Here is a 16,254-nt window from a genome sequence, read left to right on the forward strand (position 1 = left end):
CGCCGGTACCGCGGCTTCGCGGCCGCAGGCCGCGGCGCGGGCCGCTCATCCGGCGTCGCCCGATGCGCCCGGCCGGCCGCCGTTTCTGCCGTCGTTTGCATTTTTGTCGCCCTTGCCAAGGGCGTCGCCGTGGCCGCGCGCGAGGCGCGACGCGGTACGCAACGCATCGACGAGCGTCCGGTATGCGTGTTCGCGAGAGTCGGCGCCGCGCGTACGCAGCACATACGACGGATGGCAGGTTGCGACGACAAGCCGGCCTTCGGCGGTCCGCACCGGCGCGCGCGTGCGCTCCAGCGTCGCGTCGTTGTCCTGCAGCACCGCGCGCAGCGCGGTACCGCCGAGCGCGACGATCACGCGCGGGCGCACCGCGTCGAGCTCGCGTTCGAGCCAGTAGCGGCATGCGGCGACCTCGCGTTGCGCGGGCGTCTTGTGCAGGCGCCGCTTGCCGCGCGGCTCCCATTTGAAGTGCTTGACCGCATTCGTCAGGTAGACGTGCGAGCGCTCGATTCCGGCCTCGTCGAGCGCGCGGTCGAGCATGCGGCCGGCCGCGCCGACGAACGGCAAACCCTTGCGGTCCTCCTGATCGCCCGGCTGCTCGCCGACCAGCATGATCGTTGCGTCGACGGGCCCGGCGCCCGGCACCGGTTGCGTCGCGTGTTCCCACAGCGCGCAGCGTCGGCACGCGTCGAGCGTCGCCGGCGCGTCGCCGCCGCGGGCGGCGGGGGCCGGACGAGCGGCCGCCTGGCGCGTCATGGGGCGCCTCTTGCGCGGGCTCGCGCGCCGCATGCGGCTGCCTGCGCGAACCGGCGCGCCGGCCGGCACGCGGCACGCGACGCGCTCGCGTGGCCTGGCTGGAAAATCGACATCCCGCGCATCGATGGCTCCCGTATCGACGATACGGAACATGGAGCAACCGGCATGCCGCATGCGGTCGACATGGGCGCGCAGTTTGCGGCCGGCCTGCATCCGCTGACGGGGGACAGACGCGATGCATTCCCCGGCGACGATCCGGCCGCCGCCGACGTGCCGTACCATACGAGCGCGACGGCGATCGCCGCCAGGCATCGCGCGCGTTCTCCGTCGTGATCGATGCGCTGCGGCACCGCGCGTAGCAGGCGTCGGAGCCGGGCATCTCCCGGCTGGGTGAGCTTGCCCGAATCATGCAAAATACCCGGCATCTGAAATTCGGAGACGTGGCCCGTGGGAATCAACTTCGATTTGACCGACTTGCAGGCGTTTCGCGCGGTGGTGGAGCTGGGAAGCTTCCGAAAGGCCGCCGACGCGATCAGCATTTCGCAGCCCGCGCTGAGTCGCCGGATCGACAAACTCGAGGAAGCGCTCGGCGTGCGGTTGTTCGAGCGCACCACCCGCAGCGTCACGCTGACCACCGTCGGGCGCGTGTTCGCGCCGAGCGCCGAGCAACTGCTGGACGATCTCGACGTCGCGCTGCTCGGCATCCGCGACGTTTCGTCGAGCCGCCTCGGTCATGTGACGATTGCATGCGTGCCGTCGGTGGCCTACTACTTCCTGCCGAACGTGATCGCGAGCTATCATCGCCGCTTTCCGCGCATCAGGGTCAAGCTGCTGGATGCGAGCGCGAACGAGGTGCTGGGCGCGGTCATCAGCGGCGAGGCCGATTTCGGCGTGAGTTTCATGGGCAGCCAGGAGCCGGAGATCGAGTTCAAGCTGCTGCTGCAGGAACGGTTTGTTGCCGCGTGCCGGCGCGACCATCCGCTCGCGCGCAAGAAGCGCGTGACCTGGAACGAGCTTTACGAGTACGAGTATGTGTCGGTGGACAAGACTTCCGGCAACCGCCTGCTGCTCGACCAGGCATTGACGACCGTCGCGCCGCGGGCGCCGAGCGTGTGCGAGACGCGCCACGTGACGACCCTGCTCGGGTTGATCGAAGCCGGGCTCGGCGTCGCCGCGGTACCGTCGATGGCGATGCCCGGACACGACCATCCCGTGCTCACGAGCGTGCCCCTCGTCGAACCGGTGGTCAAGCGCCGGGTGGGCATCGTGAAACGGCGCGGGCGCCCGCTGACGCCGGCCGCGGAGGAGTTTCACCGGGCGATCGTCGATGCGAAACGCGCCGGCGCCGCAAGCAGCGATGCATCGAAGTGACGAAGATAAAGAACACAAACAGGACATCGGGGAACACCGCATCGTGAGGCTGGCAAGACCGCTCCGTTCGCTCTATGTGCAGGTTCTGCTGGCGATGGCGCTCGGCGTGAGCGTCGGCCACTTCTGGCCGTCGGCGGGCGCGCTGCTCAAGCCGCTCAGCGATGCATTCGTCGGCCTCGTGCGGATGATGATCGCGCCGATCGTGTTTTGCACGATCGTCTCCGGCATCACGTCGCTGGCGAACGGAAAGGCCATCGGGCGCACGATCGTGCGCGCGCTGGTGCTGTTCTATCTGCTGACCGCCGCCGCACTCGCATTCGGGCTCGTCACCGCGTTCGTGCTGCGGCCCGGCGCCGGCATGCACGTCGACGTGCGCCATCTCGACCCGCGCATCCTGGCGCAATATGCACCGCACGCGCAACCGCACGGGCTCGTCGAGTTCGCGTTGAGCGTGATCCCCGACACGATGCTCGGCGCGTTCCGCACGGGCGAGGTGCTGCCCGTGCTGCTGCTGTCGCTGCTGTTCGGTTTTTCGCTGAATGCGTATCCGCAGACCGGTCGGCCTGTGCTGGCGCTGATCGACGGCGTCGCGCAGATCGTGTTTCGGGTACTCGCGATGGTCATGCGGCTCGCACCGCTCGGCGCATTCGGCGCGATGGCGTTCACGGTGGGGCGCTTCGGCATCGGCTCGGTCGGCTCGCTCGCGCGGCTGATGGTGGCGTTCTACGTGGCCTGCGTGCTGTTCGTCGCGCTGGTGCTGGCGCCGCTCGCCCGGCTGCACGGCTTCGCGTTGTGGCGGCTGTTGCGCTACCTGCGCGAGGAGTTGCTGATCGTCCTCGCGACCTCGTCCACGGAGCCGGTGTTGCCGCGGCTGATCGTCAAGCTGGAGTCGCTGGGGTGCGACAAGGGCGTCGTGGGGCTCGTGCTGCCGGCCGGCTACTCGTTCAACCTGGACGGCACCGCGATCTACCTGACGCTCGCGGCATTGTTCATCGCGCAGGCGTGCGACGTGCCGCTTTCCGCGCCGCAAATCGCGGCAATGCTCGCCGTCATGCTGCTCACGTCGAAGGGGGCGGCCGGCGTGTCCGGCAGCGGGCTCGTCGCGCTCGTCGCGACGCTCGCCGTGATGCCCGACCTGCCGGTTGCCGGGGTCGCGCTGCTGGTCGGCATCGATCGCTTCATGTCCGAGGCGCGCGCGCTGACGAGCGTGATCAGCAATGCGTGCGCGGTGATCTTCGTTTCGTCGTGGGAAGGGGAGTGCGATCGTGAGCGGCTCGCGCGGATGCTGAGCGCGGCCGAGCCGGCGAACCTGAACTGCGCCGATGATGCTGCGGACAACGCCGGGCGCGACGGGAAGGCCGTCTGATGCACGCCTTCCCGTGGTTCGTGCTCAAGGTGCGGAGACGGAATCCAGTCCGGTCGACTTCACTTCCGGCTGCACGGCGGGCGACGCGAGATAGTCGAGGAGTGCCTTCGCTTCCGTTGGATGTTGCGCGCCGACAGGGATGCCGGCGGCGAAGCGTGTGACGGACTGCAGCGATTCGGGAATCTTGCCGACAAAGGTCGCGCCCTGGATGGGCAGCAGTTCGCTCACCTGCTGGAAGCCGATTTCGTAGTCGCCGTTCGCGACCACGGACGCGACCGGAATCCGCGGGATCATCTTCGCCTTCGATTTCATCTGGTCGTCGATGCCGAGCTTCCTGAACAACTCCCGCTCGATATAGACGCCGCTCGCGCTATCCGAGTAGGCGATCGACTTGGCATGCAGCAGCGCCTGCTTCAGGCCTTCGGCCGAGCTGATGTCGGGTTTCGCCGCGCCGTCGCGCACGACCATGCCGATGCGGGAATCGGCCAGCTCGACGCGCGATCCGGGGATCACCTTGCCTTGCCTGATCAGATCGTCGAGCGCGTAGCCGACCATGATCACCGCGTCGGCAGGCTCGCCGCGCGCGAGCCGGTTCGGAATCGCCTCGGGCGACTTGCCCATCGACGGGCCGAGCGCGGTGTCGAGCGTGTTGCCCGTGCGGGACGCGAACTGCGGGCCAAGGAGCTTATAGGCCGCGGTGAAGCCGCCCGAGCTCATCACGTGCAGCTCGGCGGCCTGCACGTTTGCGGTGACTGCGGCGGTGGCGACGAGCGCGGTCGCGCACAGTTTCAGGAGCAGGTTTTTCATGATTGTCGTCTTGCGGAGTCGGGGCAGGTTGCTCGGCATGGGGCGTCAGTGCGCGGGTGTCAGCGTCGGCGTCCGGCGGCGATAGAGCGCGAAGGTCGCAAGCAGCGCGCACACCGCGGCGAGGCTCATCCAGTAGCCCGGCGCAGCCTTGTCGCCGGTCATGTGAATCAGCGCCGTCGAGATGGCGGGCGTGAAGCCGCCGAATACGGCCGTCGCGAGGCTGTAGGCGAGCGAGAAGCCTGCCACGCGCACCTCCACCGGCATCACTTCCGTCAGCGCGACGATCATCGCGCCGTTATAGATCCCGTACATGAACGACAGCCACAGAAGGACGAGCAGCATGTTGACGAACGACGGCGCATGAGCGAGCAGCGACAGCGCAGGATAGGCGGTCGCGATCGCGAGCACCGTCATGCCGACGAGCAGCGGCCGGCGGCCTATCCTGTCCGACAGCGCACCGCCGATCGGAAGCCAGACGAAATTCGACACGCCGACGCACAGCGTCACGAGCAGGCTGTCCGCGGTGCTCAGGTGCAGAACCGTCTTGCCGAAGGTCGGCGCGTAGACCGTGATCAGGTAGAAGCTCGTGGTCGTCATCGCGACCAGCATCATGCCTGCGAGAACCACGCCCCAGTTCTGGACCAGCGTACCGAACACTTCCTTCATGCCGGGACGATGCCGGCGCGCCTTGAATTCCTGCGTTTCCTCCAGATTGCGACGCAGCATGAAAATGAACGGCACGATCGTACAGCCGACGAAGAACGGGACGCGCCATCCCCATGCGGCGATGGCCGATGCGCTGAGCCATTGATTGAGCGCGAAGCCGAGGCCCGCCGCGACGACGATCGCGACCTGCTGGCTGGCGGACTGCCAGCTCGTGTAGAAGCCCTTGCGGCCGGGCGTGGCCATCTCGGCAAGATAGACCGACACGCCGCCCAGCTCGGCACCCGCCGAAAAGCCCTGCAGCAGTCGCCCGATCAGCACGAGCGCGGGTGCGAGCAGGCCGATCGTCGCGTAGCCCGGTACGAACGCGATCAGGATGGTGCCGCTTGCCATGATGGCCAGCGTGACGATGAGGCCCTTGCGGCGGCCGACGTCGTCGATGTACGCGCCCAGCACGATCGCGCCCATCGGCCGCATCAGGAAGCCGGCGCCGAACACGGCGAACGTCATCATCAGCGAAGCGAACTCGCTCGCGGCGGGAAAGAACACGGCGGCGATCTGCGTCGCATAGAAGCCGAACAGGAAGAAGTCGAACTGCTCGAGGAAGTTGCCGGCCGTGACGCGGAATACCGCGGCGGCCTTCGAACGTCCGGTCGGAAGGCTGGGCGAGGGGGGCATCGGGGGTGTCTCCAGAAAAATTCAGACAATGCGCGGAAGGCGATCGATTGTCGTTTTGGCAATGTTCGCCCGGAGACGGAGAAACGATAAGTGCGATTTTTGGATGGATTGATGTCGTATGGTTATCAATAGGGGCGGCCGGCAGACGAAAAAAAGCCCCGCATGCGCGGGGCGTGTCGGCCGGTCGTGAACGCTCAATGAGGGTCGCGTGTGCGCGGATTGTTCAGTTCCTCGGTCGGATCGGTCAGCCCGAGCTCGTCGCCGGGGCTCCAGTACGGCGCGCTGCCGTAGTACTCGTGCAGCGGCTCGGCCCATTGCGGATCGGCCATCGCCGGCCAGTGGTCCTTGTCGAAGCCGGGAGCGTTCTTGATCCGCTCCGACGACACCGACAGCAGGAAGCACTTGCGCTCAGTGTCGAGCGTCAGCGCGCTCCACGGGATCGCGAGCAGCTTGTCGCCGATGCCGAGCAGGCCGCCACTCGACAGCACCGCGTACGCGATACGGCCCGAACGCACGTCGAGCATGATGTCCTTGATCTTGCCGACATCGTCGCCGTCGGTCGTATAGACCTTGTCGCCTTCCAGCGTGTTGGCCGCCATGACGTCGGGGCCGGGTCCGGCCGCCGTTGCGGCGCCCTTGCCGATGATGCGGGTCTGACCTTGATTGGAAGTCTGCATGGTGTTTCCTCCAGGCTGCGTGGTGCGCGATCGTGCCCGGGCGGGCCGTGGGTCGCGCGGGTGGTCGGGACGGGGCGAAGCAAAGGCTCGACCCGTCACGTCTGCCTCGGCTGCGACACGCCTTCGAGCGTGTTCGCGACGTCGTCGTGCGTCGGGCCGGCCGAGCGCGTCGCGATGTCCGCGAGCGACAGCATGCCGACCAGCCGCTTGTCGTGATCGACGACGGGCAGGCGGCGCAACTGCGCGTCTGCCATGTAGTGCTGGATCTCTTCCAGCGAATCGTCGTCGAAGCACCATTCGATCGGGCCCGACGCGACTTCGTGAATCCGCGTCTCCGGCGGCTTGCCGGCCGAGATCGCGCGCACCGCGAGATCGCGGTCCGTCACCATCCCGATCAGCCGGTTGTTGTCGCACACGGGCAGCGCGCCGATGTCGTAGCGCTCCATCAGTTGCGCGGCATGGCGGATCGAGTCGGTCGGCGCGATGCACACGACGTCCTGCGACATGATTTCGTTGACGCGATGCATGAAAGTCCTCCTTGCGGGTTGGGTGTGGGCAATGCTTCGGCTCATTCAGCAAACCGCATGCCGTGCGGCGCACGCGGCCTGTCGTTCGTCGCCGTCATCTGTCGCGGCGTTCGCGCTTGTCCTGCCACGGCCCGTCGTCGTGCGTGCCGGGCGGCGTGTCGGGCTCGATGCGCGTGATACCGCCGGTCGCGGGCGGGTCGCTCGCCGGAAACGTGTCCTCGAGCTGCTTGTCGATATGGCGTTCCGAATGGCGCGTGTGCGTGCGGTCCTCCGGCTTCAGCGGCTGCGATGGGGAGGGTCGCTGCTTGCGCTCCGGCGCGTCGTGGCCGGACCGGGTCGAATCCTTCATGGCGAAGCTCCGTATCGGTGACGATGACGCCGATTTCCCGCAACGGCCGTTCCCGGATCGCACGCGGCACGCGATTTGCCACGTCGCCGGCGAAGACGAAGACGACCATGGCAGCAACGCGCGGCGCACCCGGTGCCTGCGGTGCGCGCATCAAGCGGAGACACGACGATGATTCCGAAACGACGACCAGGCGTACGCTACGAGATCAACATATGCGGCGGCGGATTCGATTCGGTGAAGAGCCATTTCGATACGTGGAAACACGAACCGCTGATCTACCGGCCCGAGCGCCGGATGTTCGAGGGCAAGGCCGACGTGCGGCCGCTCGGCGACGAGACGTTCGGCTCGACCGAGCCGGCGCGCTTCGCGCTGCAGCGCGCATGCGAGCCGGCCGACCCGTATGCGCTGGCGGCACGTGTGCGGGACGACGGCCGCGAGCTGTGGCTCGTGATGGCCGCGTACGACGCGTAGCGGCGCGCTTGCAAGAATTGCAGCGAACGGTGTAGCGAATGCACGGCGCGCGCCGCGAGCGCGCGCGTATGCGCAGCAGCGCCGGCGTGCGGGCGCCGCGAACGGACGGCACGCGGATTGCGGACCCTGGCCACATCCGTCAGACAACGCAACGATGCGCCCCTATGGAATGCCGATGAATCACGACCGCGATCAGTGGCTGCACCGGCCTGACCCGCCGGTGCCCGACGTGGAGCCGGACCCCGAGCCGCCCGATCCCGACGACGTGCCGCCCGACATGCCGGAACCGTACCGCGAACCCGAAGGCGATCCGCCCGGGCATGCGCCGCCGGAACGCGATCCGCCCGTGCGCGCACCGCCGGCGGGCGCGGCGCCGCGAACGCGAATGGAGGGCACGCAATGAGCATCCGTATCAGACCCGGCATGCTGCGCGACATCGCCGAGACGCTCGGCCGCCATTTCGAGGCGCGCGCGATGCCGTTCCATGTCGAGGAGCAGCCGGCCGGCGCATTGCATATCGGTTTTCGCGTCGATGGCCATCCGGCGTCGCTGACCGTGACCTTCGATGCCGACGCGTTCGCCGCGCTCGAACAGGCGGATATCGAGCGGCAACGCGGCACGCTCACGCGCGTCGCGGCCGAATTCGACGTGATGATGGCGCGCCGCGCACCCACCGCGTATGCGGGGGATTTTCATTTCAACCGGCTCTGAGCCGTCGATCCGACGGAGGATTCCGATGAACACGATCCAGACGATACGCGTAGCTGCATGCGCGTTCGCCGCCGCGTGCGCGCTGGGCGCATGCACGCAGGGCACCACCTACGGCACGCGCGCGGCGCCGCCCGCACCGCCCGACGGCCATGCGACGCCGCCGAGCGCGACGATGCCGGATGCCAATACGCGCTACGAGACGCGCCCGTCGCCGGGCAACACGATGCCGCAGGGCGCGACCGGCGGCGATCCGGCCGACGTCCCGCCGCCGGGCCCGAACGGCGTGCAGGGCGACCAGCGGCTGCCGGGCACGCCGCCGCCGATGCAGTACTGACGCGTCGCGTGTGCCGCACGGCATGCGCGCCGAGCATCGCGCCGCGCGACACGCCGCATTCGTGATGCGGTGAAGGAACGTGACGGCGAAGATGAAACCCGCAGCGTGCTGCGAGCGGATCATGCAGCAGGAGCGCGACATGGCCGCGTGGCTGCTGCGCCACCAGCCGGCGCTGACGGCGGTATTTCCCGATCGCTCGGCCGTCGATCCCATCGATGCGAAGCGTGACGATGCGGTGGACCGAGCGCACTTCTTGCCGCGCGAAATGCGTGCCCCAAACTTGCCGCCGGCTTGTAAAAAAGCGGCCCCGTCAGGTTGCGTGATGGGGCACGAACCCGCGAAAGCCCCGGCACGGCGCGCGTGGACGGATTGGCACGAAAACTGCGTAAACCCTGTCGACGAAATACCGCGAACCGAACCGTCAGGAGGCTTTCGATGTCCGTCTCGCTTGCGCTGCAGATGCGACAGCATCTCGCACTTACGCCGAGGCTTCAGCAGTCGCTGCGGCTGCTGCAGTTGTCCTCGCTCGAGTTTCAACAGGAATTGCGGCAGGCGCTCGACATGAATCCGTTTCTCGAAGACGGCCAGGGCGACGGCGAAGAGGAAACCGCCGCCGGAACGCCCGAGCAGGCGGCCGAAGCCGCCGCGCCCGAAGCGTCGCCCGAACCCGACGACGTGCGCCCGCCGGACGGCGAGGTGTCGTATACGGCCGCGCCCGCGCCGCGCGGTACGGGCCGCCAGGGCGACGACGCCGACGGCCTGTCGCCGGGCGAATGGATGGCCGCCGAGCCGTCGCTGCATCAGCAACTGCACGATATGCTGCGGCTCTACCCGCTGAACAAACGCGACCGCGAAGCCGCGCGCATCGTGATCGATGCGCTCGACGACGACGGCTACCTGCGCCAGGAGCTGCCCGACCTGCTGGTCGCGGCCGATCCGGCGCTGCTGCTGTCGCAACAGGATCTCGCGGTCGCGCTGCGGCTCGTGCAGATGCTCGACCGCCCGGGCATCGCCGCGCGCTCGCTGTCCGAATGCCTGGTGCTGCAGCTCGACGCGATCCCGGCCGGCACGCCGGCGCTCGCGGAAGCGAAGGCGATCGCGCGCGAGCATCTCGAACGGCTCGCGCGCCGCGAGACGGCCGAGATCCAGCGGCGCATCGGCTGCAACCCGCAGACGCTGCACGCGGCGTGCGCGCTCGTGCGCGGCCTCGATCCGCGCCCCGGCAATCACTATGGCAGCACGCGCGGCGACTACGTGGTGCCCGACGTGATCGTGCGCCAGGTGCGCGACGAATGGATCGTGACGATCAACCCGGCCGTGCTGCCGCGCGCGCGCCTGCACGAGCGTTATGCGACGCTGTTCGCGCAGTCGAGCGGCGAGCGCGATTCGCCGCTCGGCCAGCAGTTGCAGGAAGCGCGCTGGCTGATCCGCAACGTGCAGAAGCGCTTCGAGACGATCCAGCGCGTCGGCGAATGCATCGTCGCGCGGCAGCGCGATTTCTTCCGCTACGGCGAGATCGCGATGAAGCCGCTCGTGCTGCGCGATATCGCGGATGAGCTCGAGCTGCACGAATCGACCGTGTCGCGCGCGACGGGCAACAAGTACATGGCCACGCCGCACGGCACGTTCGAATTCAAGCACTTCTTCCCGCGCAAGCTCGAGGCGGCGGGCAAGGGCGTGTGCTCGGCATCGGCCGCCAAGGTGCTGATCCGCGACATGATCGCGGCCGAGCGTCAAACCGATCCGCTGTCCGACGTCACGCTCGTGCAGAACCTCGCGGGGCGCGGCATTCTTCTTGCGCGCCGCACGGTGACGAAGTATCGCCAGGCGATGAAGATCCCGCCGGCCGACCTGCGGCGCCGCGACGCCGCATGACGACCCGGGCGACCCAACCGCGCGCGTGCCGTCTGCTGCACCGACATTGCGTCGTATCGCGTGCGCCAACGAGAGGAGCGCAACCATGCCAGCAAAATCCCAGGCCCAGCAGCGTGCTGCCGGGGCCGCGCTGTCGGCCAAGCGCGGCGAGACGAAGATGAAGGACCTCAAGCCGCCGGCGAAGTCGATGGCCAAGTCGATGAGCGAGAAGGAACTCGAGAGAATGGCTTCCACGCCGGTTCGCGGCAAACCCAGGCACAAGCACGATGCGTGATCGACGACGACGTGTGTTCGCGACCGCTGTCATCCAGGAGGGCTCCATGCTTCGATACGCCGTCATTTTCTTCATCATCGCGCTCGTCGCGGCCGTGCTCGGCTTCGGCGGCATTGCGGCCGGCGCGGCCGAGATCGCGAAGATCCTGTTCTACATCTTCGTCGTGATCTTTCTGGTCACGCTGCTGTTGGGCGTCGTGCGACGATGACCAGCGCGCCCGACCGCTCGCAGCGCGTCGCGGAACTCGAGCACGCGCTCGCGAACGGCTTCCCGTCGGAGTCGACCGTCGTCGTGCATGCGGACGACGCATCCGGGCGGTTGACGATCCAGGTGTCGTGGGTGCGCGTGCCGGCCGACGAAAGCGCGCGCGAGTGGCGTTGCACGGTCGACCTGCGGTTCGATCCGCACGTGATCGAGCGTTATGCGCGGCTCGACGAGGACGACCGGCTGCGCGTGCGCACGTATCTGTGCGATGGCGCTCGACGCGCGGTGGACGAACGCAAGCCGCGCGTCGAGGACGACGCGATCGAATGCAACGTGGCGCTCGATATTACGGATACCGAACTCGACGCGGCATTGCGCGCGCCCTGACGCCGAGGCCGGCCGCCGCAGGCGCGCTCGCGCCGCAGCGGCTGCGTGCGTGGCGGCCGCCCATCGAATTCGACGAGGACGCCCCGATGACGAATCCCCCACCAGCCGGCAAGACGCAGCAGGCCGCGCAGCGATACGTGTGCAGGGCGTTCAGGCACCTGAAGCCGAACGCGGCCGTCGGTGCCGAACGCCTGTTGCCGGGCGCCGCATATCCGCCGGATTCGGCGCAACGCGTGGGCATCGGGCAGGCGGTCGATCCCGACGCGGTAATGTGCACGTTCCCGGACGACATCGGCCGCCCTCGAATCCGGGCGCGCTGGCAGCAGGCGGCCGATCTGCCCGCATAGCGCCGCCATCATGGACGTCGTCGTCGCGCTGTTCGGACAGGGCCGGATGCTCGGCCCCGGCCAGATGGCGTTGCGTGCGATCGTCGTGTTCGTGGTCGCGCTGGTGCTGATTCGCATCGCCGGGCGGCGCGCGTTCGGGCAGCGTTCGCCGTTCGACTACGTGGTCGGCATTCTGCTCGGCGCGATCCTGAGCCGCGCGGTGGTCGGCGCGTCTCCGTTCGTCGCGACCGTCGCGGCGTCGCTCGCGATCGCGCTGCTGCATCGTGCGATCGGCTGGGCATGCGTGCGCTCGCGCCGGCTCGAGCGGTTGCTGGTAGGCGCCGAGCGCGAGGTGTATCGCAACGGCCGCTTCGACGACGCACAGATGCGTGCCGCGCTGCTTACGCCGACCGACGTGCGCGAAAGCGTCCGGCAGGCGACCGGCGCGACCGACCTGTCCGACGTCGACGCGGCGATCCTGGAGCGCAACGGACACGTGAGCATCGTGCGGCGCAGCCGCAGCCGGCGGCCGTAGCATCGGCCGCGGACGAAGGCGTCCGACGCAACGACGCCGCAAGGAGGACACCCATGGCACGCATGATCTGGAAAGGCGCGATCAGCTTCGGGCTCGTTCACGTGCCCGTGCAGCTGTTCCCGGCGACGCGCACCGTGAAGCCGTCGTTCCGGCTGCTCGACAAGCGTTCGATGGACCCGGTCGGCTATCGGCAGATCAACAAGCGCACCGGCAAGGAGGTCGCGCGCGAGGACATCGTGCGCGGCTACGAGTACGAGAAGGAGCGCTATGTCGTGCTGACCGACGACGAGATCCGCGCGGCGAACCCCGAATCGACGCAGACCGTCGACATCGTCACGTTCGTCGACGCGGACGCCGTGTCGTTCCTGTATCTCGACACGCCGTACTACCTGGTGCCGGACCGCAAGGGCGAGAAGGTCTATGCGCTGCTGCGCGACGCGCTGAAGGACAGCGGCAAGATCGGCATCGCGCACGTCGTGATGCACGATCGCCAGCATCTCGGCGCGCTGATCCCGGTCGGGCCGCTGCTCGCGCTCGATACGCTGCGCTGGCAGGAGGAACTGCGCCCGCTCGACGAGCTGCCGGTGCCGGCCGGCGACGCGAAGCGCGCGGGCGTCAGCGCGCGCGAGCTCGCGATGGCGAAGAAGCTGATCGACGACATGTCGGGCACGTGGACGCCCGACGAGTATCGCGACACGTTCCGCGACGACATCCTCGAACTGGTCGAGCGCAAGGTGCGCGCGGGCAGCGTCGAGGAGATCGAGGACCGGCCGGCGCAAACGGCGCGCACGGCGGCCAACGTCGTCGACCTGACCGAGCTGTTGAAGCGCAGCCTGAAGGGCGGCGGCGGCGCGCGTACCGCGCGCGAGGACGACGACACCGGCGCGTCCGCGCCGCGCACCGCGAGCGGGCGACGCAAGCCGGCCGCGAAGGCTGCTGCGCGGGGCGCCGCGAAAGCACCCGCGAAACGGCCGGCCGCGAAGCAGGGCGCGACGGGCGCGCATGCGGCAAAGAAAACCGCCGCGCGCCGGAAGCACGCCGCATGACACCGCGCGACACGAGGTGACGCGATGGCCGGCAAGCTCGATCCCTATCGTCGAAAACGCCGCTTCGACGCGACGCCGGAGCCGGAAGGCGCGCGCGGGAAGCGTCGCGCGAAGCCGGGCGCCGAATCGAAGCAGACGAAGCAGACCAAGCAGGCGCGCACGGCTGGCCGGGCGCGCCATCCGTTGCGTTTCGTGATCCAGGAACATCACGCGACGCGGCTCCATTACGACTTCCGTCTCGAACTCGACGGCACGCTCAAATCGTGGGCCGTGCCGAAGGGGCCGAGCGTCGATCCGTCGGTGAAGCGTCTGGCCGTGCAGGTCGAGGACCATCCGCTCGAATATGCGTCGTTCGAGGGCGAGATTCCGGCCGGACATTACGGCGCAGGCACGGTCGTCGTGTGGGACGAAGGGACGTGGACGCCCGACGGCGGCGTCGCGCAGGCGCGCGACGGCTATCGCGCGGGCAAGCTGACGTTCCGGCTCGATGGCGAAAAGCTGCACGGCGGTTGGGCGCTCGTGCGCAGCGGGCGGCAGCAGGGGCGCCAGCCACAATGGCTGCTGATCAAGGAGCGCGACGACGACGCACGCGATGCGGACGAATTCGATGTCGTTGCGCAGCAGCCGGGCAGCGTGCATGACCGCAGTGCGCGGGCCGCACGCGCGGCGCCCGCCGATGCATCGCCGCCTGCACGCACGTCGCGACGCAGCCGCGACGATGCGCCCCGTACACGCGGCACGCCGCGCGACCGCAAGGATCGCAAGCCACCAGCCGACGCCGACCTGTCGCACGTCGAAGGCGCTGTCCGCGCACCGCTGCCCGAGCGCGTCGCGCCGCAGCTCGCGACGCTGGTCGATGCTCCGCCCGCGCAAGGCGACTGGCGCTACGAAGTGAAGTTCGACGGCTACCGGATTCTCGCGCGCGTGTCGGGCCGCGGTGCGCGGCGGCATGTCGCGCTGATGACGCGCGAGGGCCGCGACTGGAGCGCGAAGCTGCGTGCGCAGCGCGATGCGCTTGCGGCGCTCGAGATCGAAAACGCGTGGTTCGACGGCGAGGCCGTCGTGCTCGGCGACAGCGGCCTGCCCGATTTCCAGGCGCTGCAGAACGCGCTCGGCGCGGGCCGTTCCGACGCGATCACGCTGTTCGTGTTCGACCTGCCCTATCTGAATGGCAAGGATCTGCGCGATGCGCCGCTCGCTGCGCGCCGCGCGTTGCTCGAACCGCTGCTGGCGGGCAGCGACGCCGCGCGGCTGCGCTATTCGCCGGATCTCGGCGGCGACGTCGCGTCGCTGATCGCGAGCGCGTGCGACACCGGCCTCGAAGGGTTGATCGGCAAGCGCGCGGATTCACGCTATCGCGCCGGCCGCTCCGCCGCGTGGATCAAGCTCAAATGCCGGCGGCGGCAGGAGTTCGTGATCGGCGGCTACACGGAGCCGTCAGGCAGCCGGCACGGCTTCGGCGCGCTGCTGCTCGGTGTGTACGAGCCTGAATCGGGCGGCAAGCGGCGGCGCGGCGCGCCGCCATTGCGCTATGTGGGCCGGGTCGGCACCGGGTTCGATGCGCGCATGCTCGACCGGCTCGCCGCGATGCTGCGCAGGCACGAACGCGATACGACGCCGTTCGACCCGCCGCCGCGCGAACGGTCGCGCACGCGCGTGCACTGGATCGATCCGACGCTCGTCGCCGAATGCGAATTCGCGGAATGGACGGGCGACGGCATCGTGCGGCAGGCGGCGTTCGTCGCGCTGCGGGAAGACAAACCGGCGGCGCGGATCGTCCGCGAGATGCCGCGCCACACCGAAACGGAGACGGCGATGGACGAGCGCGATGCAGCGCACGACAAACACGAACGCGCACGGCACACGGATACCGCGAGCGACCACAAGCGTCGTGCGAAATCGCACGCGTCGTCCGGCGACGCGCGCGGCGAATCCGGCGCCGACCACGTCGGCCGCGTGCGCATCACGCATCCCGATCGCGTGCTCGATCCGCAGCACGGCACGCGCAAGATCGACCTTGCGCATTACTGGCAATGGGTCGCGCCGTGGCTGCTGCCCGACCTGAAGGGCCGGCCCGTGTCGCTCGTGCGCACGCCGGGCGACATCACGGGCGAGCTGTTCTTTCAGAAACATGCGGAGCGCCTCGAGATTCCGTTCGTCACGCAGCACGAAGGGCTCGATCCCGGCCACGGGCCGCTGCTGTCGATCGACAGCGTCGACGCGCTGCTCGGCGCCGCGCAGATGGGCACGGTCGAGCTGCATACGTGGAATGCGCACGCATCCAATATCGAGCGGCCGGACCGCATCGTGTTCGACCTCGATCCCGATCCGGCGCTGCCGTGGCGCGCGATGATCGACGCCGCGCAACTCGTGCGCGGGCTGCTCGACGAGCTGGGGCTCGCGTCGTTCTGCAAGACGAGCGGCGGCAAGGGGCTGCATGTCGTCGTGCCGATCGCGCGGTACGCGGGATGGGACGACGTGAAAGACTTCTCGCGCGCGGTTGCGCAGCACGTGGCGGGCGCGCTGCCCGAGCGCTTCACCGCGACGATGGGGCCGCGCCACCGGCGCGGCAAGATCTTCGTCGACTATCTGCGCAACGGCCGCGGCGCGAGCACGATCGCCGCGTATTCGGCGCGCGCGCGGCCGGGCATGGGCGTGTCGGTGCCGCTCGGCTGGGACGAGGTGCCCGAGACGACGGGCGGCGCGCAGTGGACGATCGACACGCTGCACGCGCGTCTCGACGGGCTGAAGCGCGATCCATGGGAAGGCTATGCGGATGCGCGCCAGCGAATCACCGCGAAGATGCGCGCGCGGCTCGGCGCATCGTGAGCGCCGCGATGCCCATGGCCGTCGGCACCGCGCCGACGATCAGGTGCCACAGCGCTTCGTGCATGCGCGCG

General features: G+C 68.9%; 22 protein-coding genes. 16 read left to right on the plus strand and 6 right to left on the minus strand.

The annotated features are described in order from the left end of the window. Positions 1-45: 45 nt before the first annotated feature. A complete protein-coding gene (locus ACPUER_RS27715) occupies positions 46-753 on the minus strand; it encodes a UdgX family uracil-DNA binding protein (protein WP_425132658.1) in 708 nt (235 codons plus the stop codon). Between the two features lie 165 nt (positions 754-918). On the opposite strand from ACPUER_RS27715, the gene ACPUER_RS27720 reads away from it, so the two are divergent. The 3 genes from ACPUER_RS27720 (at position 919) to dctA (ending at position 3,490) form a co-directional block, all read left to right on the plus strand. Further along, entirely contained in the window at positions 919-1,086 is a 168-nt protein-coding gene (locus ACPUER_RS27720) for a hypothetical protein (protein WP_425132659.1), read from the plus strand. A 114-nt stretch (positions 1,087-1,200) separates the two neighbouring features. Next, on the plus strand, positions 1,201-2,124 hold the full coding sequence (locus ACPUER_RS27725) for a LysR family transcriptional regulator (RefSeq protein WP_175961764.1): 924 nt from the start codon (positions 1,201-1,203) through the stop codon (positions 2,122-2,124). A 43-nt stretch (positions 2,125-2,167) separates the two neighbouring features. Next, positions 2,168-3,490, plus strand: a complete 1,323-nt coding sequence (dctA, locus tag ACPUER_RS27730; RefSeq protein WP_175961763.1) for a C4-dicarboxylate transporter DctA — start codon at positions 2,168-2,170, stop codon at positions 3,488-3,490. A gap of 24 nt (positions 3,491-3,514) precedes the next feature. On the opposite strand, the gene ACPUER_RS27735 is transcribed toward dctA, so the two are convergent. The 5 genes from ACPUER_RS27735 to ACPUER_RS27755 all read right to left on the minus strand — a co-directional run bounded on the left by ACPUER_RS27735 (position 3,515) and on the right by ACPUER_RS27755 (position 7,191). Next, positions 3,515-4,297: a substrate-binding domain-containing protein gene (locus ACPUER_RS27735; RefSeq protein WP_425132660.1), complete on the minus strand. Its 783-nt coding sequence runs from the start codon at positions 4,295-4,297 to the stop codon at positions 3,515-3,517. Positions 4,298-4,342: 45 nt separating this feature from the next. After that, the gene (locus ACPUER_RS27740) at positions 4,343-5,638 is read right to left on the minus strand and encodes an MFS transporter (RefSeq protein ID WP_425132661.1); all 1,296 of its coding nucleotides are present in this window, start codon (positions 5,636-5,638) and stop codon (positions 4,343-4,345) included. 194 nt (positions 5,639-5,832) lie between these two features. Beyond that, positions 5,833-6,315: a PRC-barrel domain-containing protein gene (locus tag ACPUER_RS27745; protein ID WP_034184470.1), complete on the minus strand. Its 483-nt coding sequence runs from the start codon at positions 6,313-6,315 to the stop codon at positions 5,833-5,835. 95 nt (positions 6,316-6,410) lie between these two features. Then, on the minus strand, positions 6,411-6,842 hold the full coding sequence (locus ACPUER_RS27750) for a CBS domain-containing protein (protein WP_034184469.1): 432 nt from the start codon (positions 6,840-6,842) through the stop codon (positions 6,411-6,413). 94 nt (positions 6,843-6,936) lie between these two features. Further along, positions 6,937-7,191, minus strand: a complete 255-nt coding sequence (locus ACPUER_RS27755; protein WP_175961760.1) for a hypothetical protein — start codon at positions 7,189-7,191, stop codon at positions 6,937-6,939. On the opposite strand from ACPUER_RS27755, the gene ACPUER_RS27760 reads away from it, so the two are divergent. The 13 genes from ACPUER_RS27760 to ligD all read left to right on the plus strand — a co-directional run bounded on the left by ACPUER_RS27760 (position 7,190) and on the right by ligD (position 16,183). Beyond that, a complete protein-coding gene (locus tag ACPUER_RS27760; protein ID WP_175961759.1) occupies positions 7,190-7,363 on the plus strand; it encodes a hypothetical protein in 174 nt (57 codons plus the stop codon). The genes ACPUER_RS27755 and ACPUER_RS27760 overlap by 2 nt on opposite strands. Then, on the plus strand, positions 7,360-7,662 hold the full coding sequence (locus ACPUER_RS27765) for a hypothetical protein (RefSeq protein WP_425132662.1): 303 nt from the start codon (positions 7,360-7,362) through the stop codon (positions 7,660-7,662). The genes ACPUER_RS27760 and ACPUER_RS27765 overlap by 4 nt, the downstream gene beginning before the upstream one ends. 175 nt (positions 7,663-7,837) lie before the next feature. After that, a complete protein-coding gene (locus tag ACPUER_RS27770; RefSeq protein ID WP_425132663.1) occupies positions 7,838-8,065 on the plus strand; it encodes a hypothetical protein in 228 nt (75 codons plus the stop codon). Further along, positions 8,062-8,373: a hypothetical protein gene (locus tag ACPUER_RS27775; RefSeq protein ID WP_072437848.1), complete on the plus strand. Its 312-nt coding sequence runs from the start codon at positions 8,062-8,064 to the stop codon at positions 8,371-8,373. Before ACPUER_RS27770 ends, ACPUER_RS27775 begins: the two co-directional genes overlap by 4 nt. A 25-nt stretch (positions 8,374-8,398) precedes the next feature. Beyond that, positions 8,399-8,707: a hypothetical protein gene (locus tag ACPUER_RS27780; RefSeq protein ID WP_175961757.1), complete on the plus strand. Its 309-nt coding sequence runs from the start codon at positions 8,399-8,401 to the stop codon at positions 8,705-8,707. 435 nt (positions 8,708-9,142) lie between these two features. After that, positions 9,143-10,582 carry an RNA polymerase factor sigma-54 gene (locus ACPUER_RS27785; protein WP_425132664.1) on the plus strand — a complete coding sequence of 480 codons (1,440 nt, stop codon included), beginning with the start codon at positions 9,143-9,145 and terminating at the stop codon, positions 10,580-10,582. 85 nt (positions 10,583-10,667) lie between these two features. Beyond that, the gene (locus tag ACPUER_RS27790) at positions 10,668-10,856 is read left to right on the plus strand and encodes a DUF3008 family protein (RefSeq protein WP_175961755.1); all 189 of its coding nucleotides are present in this window, start codon (positions 10,668-10,670) and stop codon (positions 10,854-10,856) included. A 46-nt stretch (positions 10,857-10,902) separates the two neighbouring features. Beyond that, positions 10,903-11,064: a DUF1328 domain-containing protein gene (locus ACPUER_RS27795; protein WP_152859985.1), complete on the plus strand. Its 162-nt coding sequence runs from the start codon at positions 10,903-10,905 to the stop codon at positions 11,062-11,064. Beyond that, entirely contained in the window at positions 11,061-11,447 is a 387-nt protein-coding gene (locus ACPUER_RS27800) for a DUF3022 domain-containing protein (protein ID WP_175961754.1), read from the plus strand. The genes ACPUER_RS27795 and ACPUER_RS27800 overlap by 4 nt, the downstream gene beginning before the upstream one ends. An 86-nt stretch (positions 11,448-11,533) precedes the next feature. Then, a complete protein-coding gene (locus ACPUER_RS27805; RefSeq protein ID WP_175961753.1) occupies positions 11,534-11,794 on the plus strand; it encodes a hypothetical protein in 261 nt (86 codons plus the stop codon). 10 nt (positions 11,795-11,804) lie between these two features. Next, positions 11,805-12,308, plus strand: a complete 504-nt coding sequence (locus ACPUER_RS27810) for a DUF421 domain-containing protein (protein WP_175961752.1) — start codon at positions 11,805-11,807, stop codon at positions 12,306-12,308. A gap of 53 nt (positions 12,309-12,361) precedes the next feature. Beyond that, entirely contained in the window at positions 12,362-13,354 is a 993-nt protein-coding gene (locus tag ACPUER_RS27815) for a Ku protein (RefSeq protein ID WP_425132665.1), read from the plus strand. Positions 13,355-13,378: 24 nt separating this feature from the next. Then, positions 13,379-16,183 (plus strand): DNA ligase D, encoded by a 2,805-nt coding sequence (gene ligD, locus ACPUER_RS27820; RefSeq protein WP_425132666.1) that lies wholly within the window; start codon positions 13,379-13,381, stop codon positions 16,181-16,183. The last annotated feature ends 71 nt before the right edge of the window (positions 16,184-16,254 follow it).

Source organism: Burkholderia sp. DN3021, assembly GCF_049805555.1.
Classification (GTDB): domain Bacteria; phylum Pseudomonadota; class Gammaproteobacteria; order Burkholderiales; family Burkholderiaceae; genus Burkholderia; species Burkholderia pyrrocinia_C.